Source organism: Megamonas rupellensis DSM 19944 (assembly GCF_000378365.1).
In the GTDB taxonomy this organism is placed as follows: domain Bacteria; phylum Bacillota; class Negativicutes; order Selenomonadales; family Selenomonadaceae; genus Megamonas; species Megamonas funiformis.
The window spans coordinates 88,324-102,104 of sequence record NZ_KB899568.1; the positions used below are offsets into that span (position 1 = coordinate 88,324).

A 13,781-nucleotide genomic window follows, 5' to 3' on the forward strand; every position below is an offset into this window, starting at 1 on the left:
AATATTATGAAAAGAACACTAGCAGAGATAGCAAATTTAATAAATGGTAAACTTTGTGGGGATTATGATGAGAATTTAGTCATTACAGGTGCAACAGGAATTGCTTTAGCTAGTCCAAGTGAAATAACTTTTGCTGTAGACCCACATTTAGAGGAAGCTATTGCTTGTAATGCGGCTGCAGTGATTATACAAGAAGATGTAGATGGTTTTTCAAAAACTTGTATAAAAGTAAAAAATCCTCGAGAAGCTTTCAATATTTTATTAAATATTTTTAAACCTGAATTGAAAGTAGAAAAAGTTATCAGCTCTAAGGCACATATAGGTAAAAATGTAAAAATTGGTGAAAATGTAGCTATAATGGATTTTGCCTATATTGATGATAATGCAATTATTGGCGATAATGTGGAAATATATCCAAATGTTTATATTGGTCAATATGCTAGTGTAGATGAAAATACAATTATTCATTCAGGTGTTAGTGTTCGCGAATATTGCAAAGTAGGAAAAAATGTAATTATTCATGATAATACAGTAATTGGTGCAGATGGATTTGGTTTTATAACTAAAGATGGAAAACATACAAAAGTACCACAAGTAGGTAATGTAGTAATTGAAGATGATGTTGAAATTGGTTGTAATGCAGGAATTGATAGAGCAACAACAGGTTCAACAGTGATTGGCAAAGGAACAAAAGTAGATAACCTTGTTCACATTGGTCATAACTGTGTATTAGGAGAAAATTGTTTAGTTGTAGCACAAACAGGTCTTGCTGGTTCAACAATTGTTGGTCATAATGTTACATTTGCAGGTCAAGTTGGCTCTAAAGGTCATATAAAAGTTGGCAGTAATTCAGTTATGGCAGCACGTACAGGTCTTATTGCAGATGTACCAGAAAATTCATTTTATGCAGGTTTCCCTGCTCGTCCTCATCAAGAATGGCTTAGAATTAAAGCAAATGAATCTCGTTTGCCAGATATGATGAAAAAATTAAAATTAATGGAAAAGCGTTTAAAAGCGTTAGAAGAGAAAAATAATTAAATCGAGTAATTCTTTGATTATTAAAGTAGCCAAGCCCTAATGCTTAGCTACTTTTTTTATAGATTTTATTAGTTTATAAATGAATTGATATTGTGAAAAAATAAGATAGGAATATAAAGTGAAAGGAGATACAAATGCTATATCATATATTAGTATTTTTAAGTGATATTTGTTGTTTATTACCAGCTAGTGTAGCAAGATTTATAGGTAAGATTTTAGGTGAATTAACATGGATTGTTGTTCCTAAAAAAAGAAAACAAATGGCAATACATAATATTGAGCGTTGTTTAAAAGTATCAACTGATAAAGCTGAGCAAATTGCCAAGAAAAGTTGGACTAGATTTGGACCAATGATCATGGAAGTATTGCGATTTAAAGTTATATGTAAAAATATTGATAAATATGTAACTATAAAAGGTGAAGAAAATATAAAAAAAGCTATGTCCTATGGAAATGGTGGTGTCATTGCCACAGCACATAGTGGAAATTGGGAGATTATAGGAGCAGCACTCACTCATAAAGGAATGAAGATAGCAGGAGTGGCTCAACATCAACGCAATGAAGGTGTAAATAATTTTATAAATTATTGTCGAGCATTTACAGGTATGCATATAACAGATAAATTGGATATCAAAGAAATGATGAAAATGCTTGGACAAAAATATTTTATTGGTTTAATTATGGATCAAGATGGTGGTTCTACAGGGATTATTATGCCATTTTTAGGTTATGAAGCATCTTGTGTGCAAGGTCCAGCGGTGATGAGCAGATTTAAATCGGCACCAATATTACCAGCTTTTATTACTGAAGATAAAAAAAGACCAGGACATCATATTTTAACAGTATTAGAACCAGTTTTTACAGCTAAAACAAAAGACAAACAAAAAGATATATATGATATGATGGCAAGCTTAACTAGTTTAGTAGAACAACATATAAGAGATTATCCAGAAGAGTGGTTCTGGCTTCATGATAGATGGAAATATGTTGAAAGAAAGAAAAAAGAAGCAAATAACTTGCAGTAAATAGCGTTGTCTTGTAAAATAATTATATATAATTTTTAGGAGGACGACGATGATAAAGCAAAAAACAATTGCGGTAGATGTTTCATATACTGGAATTGGTCTGCATTCAGGCACAGAGGTTAATATGAAATTGCGTCCTGCTCCAGTAGATACAGGAATTGTATTTATTAGAACGGATTTACCAGAAAAAACACAGATAAAAGCAATAGCAAGTAATGTTACATCTACATTAAGAGCGACAACGATTAGTAATGGAGATGTCAAGATTTTTACAATAGAACATTTAATGTCAGCACTATTTGCTAGTGATATAGATAATTGTTATATTGAAATTGACAGTGAAGAACCACCAGTAACAGATGGTTCAGCAAATGTTTTTTTAGAATTGCTAGAAAAAGCAGGAATAAAAGAACAGGAAAAAGAAGCAGATATAATAACAATTGATAAAGTATATCGTATAGATGATAAAGAAAGATTTATAATGGTATTGCCTTATGATGGTTTTCGTGTGAGCTTTACTTCCATAAATCCACATCCACTAATTGGTATACAATATCATGATTTTGAATTTACTAGTAAAGATTTATATAAGAAGGAAATAGCTATAGCACGAACTATTGCTTATGAAAAAGAAGTAGAAGCTTTACGTAAAATGGGATTAGGTTTAGGTGGAAATTTAGATAATGTAATCGTCTACAATGATGAAGGTTGGATGAATAAACTTCGTTTCCCAGATGAATTAGTTCGTCATAAAATTTTAGATGCTATTGGTGATTTGAGATTAGCAGGTAGAATAAAAGGTCATGTAATTGCTGTAAAATCAGGTCATGAATTAAATACAAAGTTAGCAAAGAAAATTCTTGCAGACTTTACTTAAGCAGAAGAGAGGTTATACTATGAGAATTGATATTCCTGAAATTGAAAAAGTTTTACCACATCGTCCCCCATTTTTATTGATCGATCGTATTATTGAATTAGAACCTATGAAATATGCAGTAGGTATAAAAAATATTTCTATAAATGAAGACCAATTTAGAGGACATTTTCCAGGTCATCCAATTATGCCAGGCGTGTTAATTTTAGAAGCAATGGCACAAGTTGGTGGTTTTGCTTTATTATATCCAGCAGAAAACCGCGGTAAATTAGCTTACTTTGGCGGTATGGATAATGTTAAATTTAAAAAACCAGTAGTTCCTGGTGATCAGCTTATTATGAAATCTGAAATTGTGAAAATTCGTGGCGATTTTGGTAAAGTTCATTGTGAAGGTTTTGTTGATGATAAATTAGTAGCTCAAGGTGACTTTACTTTTGCTTTACAAAAACCAGAAAACTTATAAAATGATTAATTAAGGTGTAAAGAGCCAATTAATTGGCTCTTTTACTATGATGGAATTTCACCAAATGGTGTAGTTTTTAAGGAGTGAATACAAATGGAGGCAGAAAGCAAAATACATCCATTAGCAATAGTTCATGAAAATGCCAAAATCGGAAAAAATGTAGAAATTGGTCCATTTGCAGTTATTGGCGAAAATGTAGAAATCGGTGATGGTACAAGAATTGAACCACATGCGGTTATTACTGGTTGGACAAAAATTGGCAAAGATTGCGTGATTTTTCCAGGAGCATCTATTGGTGCAGAACCACAGGATTTAAAATTTGTGGGAGAAAAATCTTATGTATATATTGGTGATCGAACAAAAGTTCGTGAATATGCTACAATTCATAGAGCTTGTGGAGCTGAAGAAGAAACTCGTATTGGCAATGATTGCTTATTAATGGCTTATACGCATGTAGCACATAATGCAATTATTGGTAATAATGTTATTATGGCAAATAATGCATCTGTTGCAGGGCATGTTATTGTAGAAGATAGAGCTGTTCTTGGTGGTTTTGCCGGTGTTCATCAATTTGTAAAAATTGGTAGAAATGCAATGGTTGGAGGCTTTTCCAAATTAGTACAAGATGTTGTGCCATATACAATTGTAGATGGTAGACCTGCAAATGTTTGTGGTTTAAATAGTGTAGGTATAGCTCGTGCAGGAATTTCTATATCTTCAAGAAAAGCTATTAAACAAGCGTATAAAATTTTGTACCGTTCAGGACTAAAATTAGCACAAGCAATATCTGTAATTGAACAAGAAGTTGATTCTTGTGCTGAAGTAGAACATTTTTTACGATTCTTAAGAAATGCTGATCGTGGTATTTGCAGAGAAAACCATGAAGGTAATAATTAAAGTGGGGATTTTAGTATGAAATCAATAGGTTTATTATCTGGGATAGGTAGATTACCAGTTGAAGTAGCAAAAGCAGCAAGAGCTATGGGTATAGATGTTTATGCTGTAGGTTTAGTTGATGGTGTAGAAGAAGATTTAAAAAATGTAGCAACAGATTTTAAATCCATCAATGTAGCTCAATTGGGTAGTATAATTGATTATTTAAAAGGTAAAGAAGTAACAGATGTTGTCATGATTGGTAAAGTTACTAAGGAAATTTTATTTTCAGGACAACATGAATTACCTGATGCTAGAATGATAGCTTTGTTATCATCATTAAAAGATAGAAGTGATGATACTATGATGTTGGCATTTGTGGCAGAACTTGCTAAAGAAGGAATTACCACATTTGACCAGACTATGCTTTTGAAAATGATTATGCCTAAAAAAGGTGTATTGACTAAACGTCAACCAACAGAGAGAGAAAATTTAGATATGGAATTCGGTTTCAAAATGGCAAAAGCTCTTGGCGGCTTGGATATTGGTCAGACTGTAGTTGTTAAAGATAAAGCAGTAATGGCTTTAGAAGCTATTGAAGGAACTGATGCATGTATTTTACGTGGCGGAAAACTCGCTTGCGGAAATGCAGTTGTAGCAAAAGTGGCAAAACCAGCTCAAGATAATCGTTTTGATATGCCAGCTGTTGGTGTAAAAACAATTGAATCTATGATAGAAGTAAAAGCTTCTGGTTTAGTAATTGAAGCAGGACGCACTTTAATTGTAGATAGAGAAAAAGTTTTATCACTAGCTGATGAAAATGCTATAACTATTGTGGCAATGTAGTATGGTAGGACGCGGCGATACATTATAAAATGTTATCATCGCGTCTTTTTCTGCTTGATAAAGGCTGGAGGTTTGTATGTATAAAATTATGTTTTCAGCAGGGGAAACTTCTGGTGATATGCATGGAGCAAATTTGGCTAAAGCTTTGAAAAATATCTGTAGTGATATTGAAATGTTTGGCTTTGGTGGTCCACAAATGGAACAAGCTGGAGTAAAGCTTTGTAAAAATATGTTAGATTATAGTGTGATGGGTTTTTGGGAAGTATTAGTTAATTTACGCAAAATGTTTAAATTAAAAGATGCCTTAGTAGCAGAAATGAAAAAACAAAAGCCTGATATTTTAGTCTTAATAGATTATCCAGATTTTAATTGGCGTCTCGCTAAAGAAGCTAAGAAAATGAATATACCTGTATTTTCATATATACCACCTTCAGCTTGGGCATGGCGTAAGGGCAGAGCTAAAGAAGTAGCTAAAATTGCTGATAAGATTGTAGCGATTTTTCCGTTTGAATTAGATGTATATAAAAAAGCAGGCGCAGATATTTCATTTGTAGGAAATCCATTGATGGATAATGTAAAGGCTTCAATGAGTCGCGAGATGGCAGCTGAATTTTTTGGCATAAATTTGAAAGAAGATAATATTTTATTATTGCCGGGAAGTAGAAAGCAAGAAATAGCTAATTTATTAGAACCAATGCTTCAAGCTGCGCAGTTAATAAAGAAAGAACGACCAGAAGTAAAGTTTTTTTTACCTGTAGCTACTGGTATTGATAAAAAATATTTAGAAGAAAAGATAAATGAATATAGTTTAACAGTAAAATTATGTGAAACAAAGACATATGATTTGATGAATTGCTGTGATTTTGCTATTGCAACTTCGGGAACAGTTACTTTGGAAGCTGCACTTATGGGACTTCCATCAATTGTTTTATATAAGATGTCTGCTATCACATATCGCATAGCTAAAATTTTTGTGAAGATAAAATATTTTAGTTTGCCAAATATTTTAGTTGATAAACAAGTTTTGCCAGAATTGTTACAAGATGAAGTAAATGGTGAAAATATAGCTCGACTTGCTAGAGATTTATATAAAGATACTGAATCTGCTAAAAAAGTAAAAGAAGAATTATTAATGGTAAAGGAAAAGCTAGGTTCACCAGGAGTGGCTGATAAGACAGCTGAGTTAATATTACAAACAGCTGATAAATTTAAAAATGAGATTAAGGGATAAATGATATGAATGATTATAAGAGATTGATTTTATTTATAAAACCATATTGGAAAAGGCTTTTATTAGCTATTGTTTGTATCATAATGTCAGCAGCAGCAAATTTATATGTACCTTGGATTATAAAGGATATGATTGATAAGGTACTTATGGAAAGAGATATGGTACTGTTAAATTTAATTGCAGTAGGCATAGTGGTAGTATTTTTCTTTAGAGGGATATTCTTCTATGGTCAGTCGTATTTAGTATCATATATAGCACAAAGAGTAATTATTGATGTTCGTGAAATGCTTTATGTGAAATTTCAGAAGTTGCAGTTAGCATATTATGAAAAAAAACAAACAGGAACAATTATGAGCTATATAACTAATGACGTAGCAGCACTTCAAGCAGCATTAGTTGATAGTTTAATAGAATTAGTTACAGAATCATCAATTTTGATAGGTTCTTTAGTTATGATGTTTTATTTGGATTGGAAATTGAGTTTAGTTACGTTGATAGTTGTACCATTGATTGGGCAAGCTATGAAAATTTTTGGTAGAAAGCTCAAAAAAAGTGGTTCATTAATTCAAGAACGTACAGCAGAAATAACATCATTATTACAAGAAACAATTTCTGGCGTTCGTGTAGTAAAATCATTTGCTAGAGAAGAACATGAAATTGAAAGATTTCAAAATCAAAATGATTTAAACTTTAAAGCAAATATGAAAAGTGTACAGCTTAGTTCATTGTTGACACCAACTGTAGAATTTTTAGCAGCTGTAATTGTAACTGTAATTTTATGGTTTGGTGGTTATCAAGTAGTTAATGGCGCTTTGACAGCTGGGGCACTTATCGCCTTTTTAACTTATGCCGTAAATTTAGCTAATCCTGTAAAACGTATTAGTAGAGTATATGGCACAATTAATAAAGCTATGGCAGCGGCGGAACGTGTATTTGATGTATTAGATACACAGGAAGATTTAAAGGATAAACCTGATGCTAAAGAGCTTCCTAAAATCAGTGGTAAAGTTAAATTTGATCATGTTAGTTTTGGCTATAAAGATGGTGTGAATGTATTACATGATTTATCTTTAACAGCTAATCCAGGTCAAGTAATTGCATTTGTAGGTCCTAGTGGAGCAGGAAAATCTACTATTGCAAATTTAATTCCTAGATTTTATGATGTAACTGAGGGCGCTATAACAATAGATGATATAGATATTCGAGATGTTACTATAAAATCATTGCGTGAACAAATTGGTGTAGTGCCTCAAGAAACCATGTTATTTAGTGGCACAATTAAAGAAAATATTCGCTATGGTAGATTAGATGCAACTGATGAAGAAATCATTGAAGCAGCAAAAGCAGCTAATGCACATAATTTTATTATGAATTTAGCTGATGGCTATGATACGAAAATTGGTGAACGTGGTATAACTTTATCTGGCGGTCAACGTCAACGTATGGCGATTGCTAGAGCTATCTTAAAAAATCCACGTATTTTGATTTTAGATGAAGCAACATCGGCACTTGATACAGAAAGTGAAGAAATTGTTCAAGAGGCATTGGATAAATTGATGGTTGGTCGAACATCATTTGTTATAGCACATCGTCTATCAACAATTGTACATGCTGATAAAATTGTTGTGTTAGACAATGGACGTGTACAAGAAATGGGTACACATCAAGAACTTATGCAGACAGGTGGTTTATATAGTCATTTGTATAACATACAATTTAGTAATAAGAAAGCAAAATAGGTGAAGCATATGCAGATTTTATATAATATTGTAGCTATATTGCTTGTTATACTATTGATACCATATTTTATAGTTAGAACTATTCGTGAAAAAGGATTTTTAAAACGCATGATTCAAAGTTTTGGTTTTTTGCCAGAGCATGCCTTAGATAAAGTGGCAGGCAAAAATTGTATTTGGATACATGCCTCTTCTGTGGGAGAAATTGTAGCGACAAGTCCAATTATTAAAGAATTTCGCAGAGAATTTCCCGATACTCCCATATTAGTATCAGTAGTAACTAATACAGGATATACTATGGCTAATCGCATTATCAAAGATGCAGATAGTATAATTTATTTTCCTTTAGATTTGCCATGGCTTCCTGAGCGTTTTATCAAAAAAATTCGTCCTCGTGTATTTTTACCTGTAGAAACAGAACTTTGGCCGAATTTTTTAAAGGCTACAAGAAAATATAATATACCAGTAATGATGGTAAATGGCAGAATTAGTGATAAATCTGTAAAACGTTATAAATATATGTTTAGTATTTTATCTGATATGATTGGCACAGTAAGAAAATTTGCTATGCAATCAGAAATAGATGCTTCATATATTATTCGTTTAGGTGCAGATGAAAATTTAGTTACCGTTACAGGTAATACGAAATTTGACCAAACATATACTAATGTAGATGAAAAAGAACGTAACAATATGTTGAGAGAATTATGTTTGGATAAGGCAAAAGGAATATTTTTAGCAGGAAGTACGCATAAAGGTGAAGAAGAAGCTGTTTTAGAAGCTTATAGTGAATTAAAAAAACAGCATCCTAATGTTAAATTATTGATTGCACCAAGAAGTATTTTGCGTAAAGATGAAATTGCTAGTATTTGTCATAAACACGGATTTAAGACAAATTTCCGTACTGTACTAAAAGAAAAACCATCATATGAACAAGATGTAGTGATTTTAGATACTATTGGAGAATTAGGTAAAGTCTATAGTGTAGGCGATGTTATCTATGTAGGTGGAAGTTTAATAAAACATGGTGGACATAATATTTTAGAGCCGGCAGCTCATGGAAAGGCGATAATAGTTGGTCCGAATATGTTTAACTTCAAAGATACTCATGTATTATTTAGTAAGCGAAATGCATGTATTACTGTAAAAAATAGCAAAGAATTAACAGAGGCAGTACTAGAGCTATTTAATTGCCCTGAAAAACGTCATCAGATGGAAAGAGAAACTTTGCAGATAATTGAAGATAATCGAGGAGCTTCTCGTCGTTCTGCTGTTATTTTACATGAATTATTAGATGAATACGAAAAAGTAAATCCTGTGCAGGTACGTTCTACAGAAAAAATAGAAAATCTCCAAACTTATTTATACAAATTAGTACATGATAAAAATAAGAAAAGCATACCAGCAAAATTATTTTTAGGTGTGTTATATAGTTTTTCCTTGATTTATCGTAGTTTAGTAAATTTCCAATTGAATTTATATAAATGGGGTATTGCTAAACAAGTAAAATTGGATTGTTTTGTCATCAGCATTGGTAATATCACTGTTGGTGGCACAGGAAAAACACCAACTGCTAAACTTTTAGCCAGATATATTCGCGATTTAGGCTATAAAGTAGCAATTTTAAATCGTGGTTATCGTGCAAAATGGAAAGGCGAAGTGGGCATTGTATCTGATGGCAATCAAGTATTTATGTCAGCAGATCAAGCAGGAGATGAAGCTTATCTTTTAGCTAGAAGTTTGCCAGATATTCCAGTTTTAATTGGTACAGATAGAACGATCACAGGAAAATATGCTGTAGATAATTTCAATGTAGATGTGGTAATTTTAGATGACGGCTATCAACATTGGCAATTAAAACGCGACTTAAATATTTTATTAGTTGATGCTATTAATATATTTGGCAATGGTCATATGTTACCACGTGGAACTCTTCGTGAGCCATTAAATCATTTAAATAGAGCAGATGTTTGTCTATTGACAAAAGTGGATCAAGCTAGCAAATCCGCATGCAAGGAAATAAGAGATACTTTGGCAAAATACAATGATCATGCTTTAGTAGTAAAAAGTACACATAAGCCATTAGGCTTTGTAGAAATTGGCAATTTATTCAGTCGAAAACCAAATGAAATTTTATCTGTAGATATGATGAAAGGTCATAAAGTCATAGCTATGTCAGCTATTGGAAATCCAGCTTCATTTGAACAAACTTTAAATGATATTGGAGCTGTCATTACAGAAAGCTTGCGTTTCCCAGACCATCATGATTATACAGAAGAAGAAATAAGAGATGTAATGCATCAAGCCGAAGAGCAAGGTGCAGAAGCTATCATTATCACTGATAAAGATGCTGTAAAAATTCCTGAAACATTATTGTGTAAAAAACGACCTATACCAATTTACATCATTAGTATAGAAGTTACTTTTATTGATGAAACACAAGTTTTATTTGAATACTTGAAAGAAAAATTACCTAGATTGAAGGGATAAATATGAAAATTATTTGTGTAATACCAGCTCGTTATGCATCTACAAGATTACCAGGGAAACCTCTTGCTGATATAGCTGGAAAACCAATGGTTGTACGTGTATATGAACGTGTATTAAATGCTACAAAACCAGCAGAAGTAATAGCAGCTGTTGATGATGAAAGAGTATATGAAGCTGTGGTCAAAGCTGGCGGAAAAGCTATAATGACAGCAAAAAATCATCCAACAGGTACAGATAGACTGGCAGAAGTAGCTCAAAAATGCCCAGATGCAGATGTAATCATCAATGTTCAAGGTGATGAACCACTTATTGATCCACAGATTATTGATGATTTAGCACAAGAATTTTTAAATGATGAAGATTTAAAAATGGCTACAGTGAAGACTCCTATGAAAGAAGAAGAAAAAGCAAAACCAGGAAATGTAAAAGTAATTACAGATAAAAATGGTTATGCATTGTATTTTTCACGTTCTTTAATACCATATCCTCGTGAAGCTACAGGAGTTGTTGTCTATAAACATATTGGAATTTATGGATATCGTAGAGATTTTCTGTTACAATATGCTAAAATGCAACCAACACCACTTGAACAGACAGAGTCTTTAGAGCAACTTAGAGCTTTAGAAAATGGTTATAAAATAAAAGTTATAGCCACAGATAAACATTTTGTTGGTGTGGATACAAAAGAAGATTTAGAAGAAGTAAATAAAATATACCAAGAAATGGAAAAAAATAAATAAATTAAAAAGTAAGGAAGTGTAGCTATGCATACAGTAAAAATTGGCAATTTTGAAGTTGGTGCGGGAAATCCATTAGTACTTTTAGCAGGTCCATGTGTATTAGAATCATATGAACGCTCTTTATATATTGGTAAAACTATAAAAGAGATAACTTCTCGACTTGGTATTCCTTATGTATTTAAAGCTTCATTCGATAAAGCAAATCGTTCTTCTTATAATGGATATCGTGGACCAGGATTAGAAGAAGGTTTAAAATGGCTTCAAAGTATTAAAGATGAACTCAATGTTCCAGTAGTTACAGATATTCACAATGAAACACAGGTAGAACCAGTATCTAAAGTAGTAGATGTATTACAGATACCAGCATTTTTAAGCCGTCAAACAGATTTATTATATACAGCTGCAAAATCTGGCTGTGTAGTAAATGTAAAAAAAGGTCAATTCTTGGCTCCAGCAGATATGAAAAATGTAGTAAAAAAATTAGAAGAAGCTGGTTCTGAAAAGATTTTACTCACAGAACGTGGAGCAAGCTTTGGTTATAATAACTTAGTTGTAGATATGCGTTCTTTCCCTATTATGCGTTCTACAGGATATCCAGTTATTTTTGATGCTACACATAGCGTACAATTACCAGGTGGCGCAGGAACAAGTTCTGCTGGCAATCGTGAATATGTAGAATTCTTAGCTCGTGGTGCAGCTGGTGTAGGTGTAGATGGTTTCTTCATGGAAGTTCATGATAATCCAGAAGAAGCACTTTGCGATGGACCAAATATGGTTTACTTAGATAAATTAGAAGATTTATTAAAAGATTTAATCGCAATCAATGAAATAACAAAGAAAAAAATAAACAAATAAAATATTACTGGGATTTTTGAGAGTTAAATTGTGAGGTAATAATCATGATAAAAGAAAAGGCTATAGAAACACTTCAAATAGAAGCTGATGCGGTAAAAAAATTAATTAATCATATTGATGATGAATTTGAAACAATTGTAAATGCTATTTTAGCTTGTAATGGTCGCGTTATTGTAACAGGTATGGGAAAATCTGGTCATGTAGGTAGAAAAATAGCAGCTAGTTTGGCTAGTACAGGAACACCATCATTTTTTATGCATCCAGCAGAAGCTTTCCATGGTGATTTAGGTATGGTTACAGCTAATGATATGGTACTTGCTATTTCTAATAGCGGTGAATCCAATGAAATTGTAAATATCTTACCGATTATTAAACGCATAGGTGCAAAAATTATTGCTATGAGTGGTAGACGTGAATCTACACTTGGCAAAAATGCAGATTATTATATTGATATAAGTGTAGAGCGTGAAGCATGTCCATTAGGTCTTGCACCAACAGCTAGTACAACAGCGACTCTTGCTATGGGAGATGCACTAGCTATAGCACTTTTATCTTCACGTAATTTCACTGCTCAAGATTTTGCAGTATTCCATCCAGGTGGAGCACTTGGCAGAAGATTACTTTTAACTGTAGAAAATGTTATGCATTCAGGAGAAGATAATCCTGTTATTTCTGTGCATAAAACAGCAAAAGAAGCATTGTTCTTAATGACTGCAAAAGGATTAGGTGCAACTTCTGTTGTTGATGAAAATGGCAAATTCATTGGACTTGTAACAGATGGTGATATTCGCCGTATGCTTGCTCGTGGAGCAGAATTTTTAGATGAGCCAGTAGAAGATTTAATGACTAAAAATCCAGTAATAATTACAAAAGATAAAATGGCTGCTGAAGCACTCAGTATGATGGAAAAACATCAACCAAAACCAATTACAGTGCTTCCAGTAATTGATGTAGAGAAAAATGAACCAGTAGGTATAGTTCATCTTACTGATTTACTTCGTCAGGGAGTGGTTTAATGCAATATACACAAGATGCATTAGCACGAGCAAAAAATGTAAAAATGCTCATTTTAGATGTTGATGGAGTATTGACAGATGGCTCTATAGCCGTTGGTGATAATGGTGAATTATTTAAAACTTTTAATGTAAGAGATGGGCTAGGGATTACTCTAGCCCAAAAATTAGGGATAAAAACAGCTATTATCACAGGTAGAGAATCTAAGATGCTCGCTTATCGTGCTAGGGAATTAAAAATAAATGCTTTTTATCAAAATAAAAAAAATAAAGTTCCAGCTTATAAGGAATTATTGGCTGAATATCAATTAAAAGATGAAGAAGTAGCTTATATTGGCGATGATTTATTTGATTTAGCTGTAATGAAAAGAGTTGGATTTCCAGCAACTGTAGCTGATGCTACCGAAGAAGCAAAATCTGTGTCTATTTTAATAAGTGATTTTGCTGGTGGAAAAGGCGCAGTTCGTCAAATTATAGAATTTATTTTGAAAGCACAAGAAAAATGGCAAGCTGTTATTGATAGTTATTTAAATATAGAAGATGAAACAGATGCTAAAGAAGTAGAAAAAAATATTTCACAATAAAAGTTTATTTAGA

General features: G+C 32.5%; 13 protein-coding genes. All 13 read left to right on the forward strand.

What is annotated here, in order from left to right:
• The first annotated feature begins 6 nt into the window (after positions 1–6).
• The 13 genes from lpxD (at position 7) to F553_RS0102075 (ending at position 13,768) form a co-directional block, all read left to right on the forward strand.
• Positions 7–1,038: a UDP-3-O-(3-hydroxymyristoyl)glucosamine N-acyltransferase gene (lpxD, locus tag F553_RS0102015; RefSeq protein ID WP_018998784.1), complete on the forward strand. Its 1,032-nt coding sequence runs from the start codon at positions 7–9 to the stop codon at positions 1,036–1,038.
• 134 nt (positions 1,039–1,172) lie between these two features.
• Entirely contained in the window at positions 1,173–2,063 is an 891-nt protein-coding gene (locus F553_RS0102020; protein ID WP_018998785.1) for a lysophospholipid acyltransferase family protein, read from the forward strand.
• A gap of 49 nt (positions 2,064–2,112) precedes the next feature.
• Positions 2,113–2,940, forward strand: coding sequence for a UDP-3-O-acyl-N-acetylglucosamine deacetylase (gene lpxC, locus F553_RS0102025; RefSeq protein ID WP_018998786.1), 828 nt, complete (start codon positions 2,113–2,115; stop codon positions 2,938–2,940).
• A 19-nt stretch (positions 2,941–2,959) separates the two neighbouring features.
• Complete coding sequence (fabZ, locus tag F553_RS0102030; protein ID WP_008539755.1) at positions 2,960–3,400, forward strand: 3-hydroxyacyl-ACP dehydratase FabZ; 441 nt, start codon at positions 2,960–2,962, stop codon at positions 3,398–3,400.
• Positions 3,401–3,493: 93 nt separating this feature from the next.
• Complete coding sequence (gene lpxA, locus F553_RS0102035; protein WP_018998787.1) at positions 3,494–4,297, forward strand: acyl-ACP--UDP-N-acetylglucosamine O-acyltransferase; 804 nt, start codon at positions 3,494–3,496, stop codon at positions 4,295–4,297.
• 15 nt (positions 4,298–4,312) lie between these two features.
• Positions 4,313–5,119, forward strand: a complete 807-nt coding sequence (locus F553_RS0102040; RefSeq protein ID WP_008539757.1) for an LpxI family protein — start codon at positions 4,313–4,315, stop codon at positions 5,117–5,119.
• A gap of 76 nt (positions 5,120–5,195) precedes the next feature.
• The gene (lpxB, locus tag F553_RS0102045; protein WP_018998788.1) at positions 5,196–6,350 is read left to right on the forward strand and encodes a lipid-A-disaccharide synthase; all 1,155 of its coding nucleotides are present in this window, start codon (positions 5,196–5,198) and stop codon (positions 6,348–6,350) included.
• 5 nt (positions 6,351–6,355) lie between these two features.
• Positions 6,356–8,089: an ABC transporter ATP-binding protein gene (locus F553_RS0102050; protein WP_008539759.1), complete on the forward strand. Its 1,734-nt coding sequence runs from the start codon at positions 6,356–6,358 to the stop codon at positions 8,087–8,089.
• A 9-nt stretch (positions 8,090–8,098) separates the two neighbouring features.
• Entirely contained in the window at positions 8,099–10,576 is a 2,478-nt protein-coding gene (lpxK, locus tag F553_RS0102055) for a tetraacyldisaccharide 4'-kinase (RefSeq protein WP_018998789.1), read from the forward strand.
• 2 nt (positions 10,577–10,578) lie between these two features.
• Complete coding sequence (kdsB, locus tag F553_RS0102060) at positions 10,579–11,316, forward strand: 3-deoxy-manno-octulosonate cytidylyltransferase (RefSeq protein WP_018998790.1); 738 nt, start codon at positions 10,579–10,581, stop codon at positions 11,314–11,316.
• A gap of 24 nt (positions 11,317–11,340) precedes the next feature.
• A complete protein-coding gene (gene kdsA / locus F553_RS0102065; RefSeq protein ID WP_018998791.1) occupies positions 11,341–12,171 on the forward strand; it encodes a 3-deoxy-8-phosphooctulonate synthase in 831 nt (276 codons plus the stop codon).
• 44 nt (positions 12,172–12,215) lie between these two features.
• Positions 12,216–13,187, forward strand: a complete 972-nt coding sequence (locus tag F553_RS0102070) for a KpsF/GutQ family sugar-phosphate isomerase (RefSeq protein WP_008539763.1) — start codon at positions 12,216–12,218, stop codon at positions 13,185–13,187.
• Entirely contained in the window at positions 13,187–13,768 is a 582-nt protein-coding gene (locus F553_RS0102075) for a KdsC family phosphatase (RefSeq protein WP_018998792.1), read from the forward strand. Before F553_RS0102070 ends, F553_RS0102075 begins: the two co-directional genes overlap by 1 nt.
• Positions 13,769–13,781 lie beyond the last annotated feature (13 nt).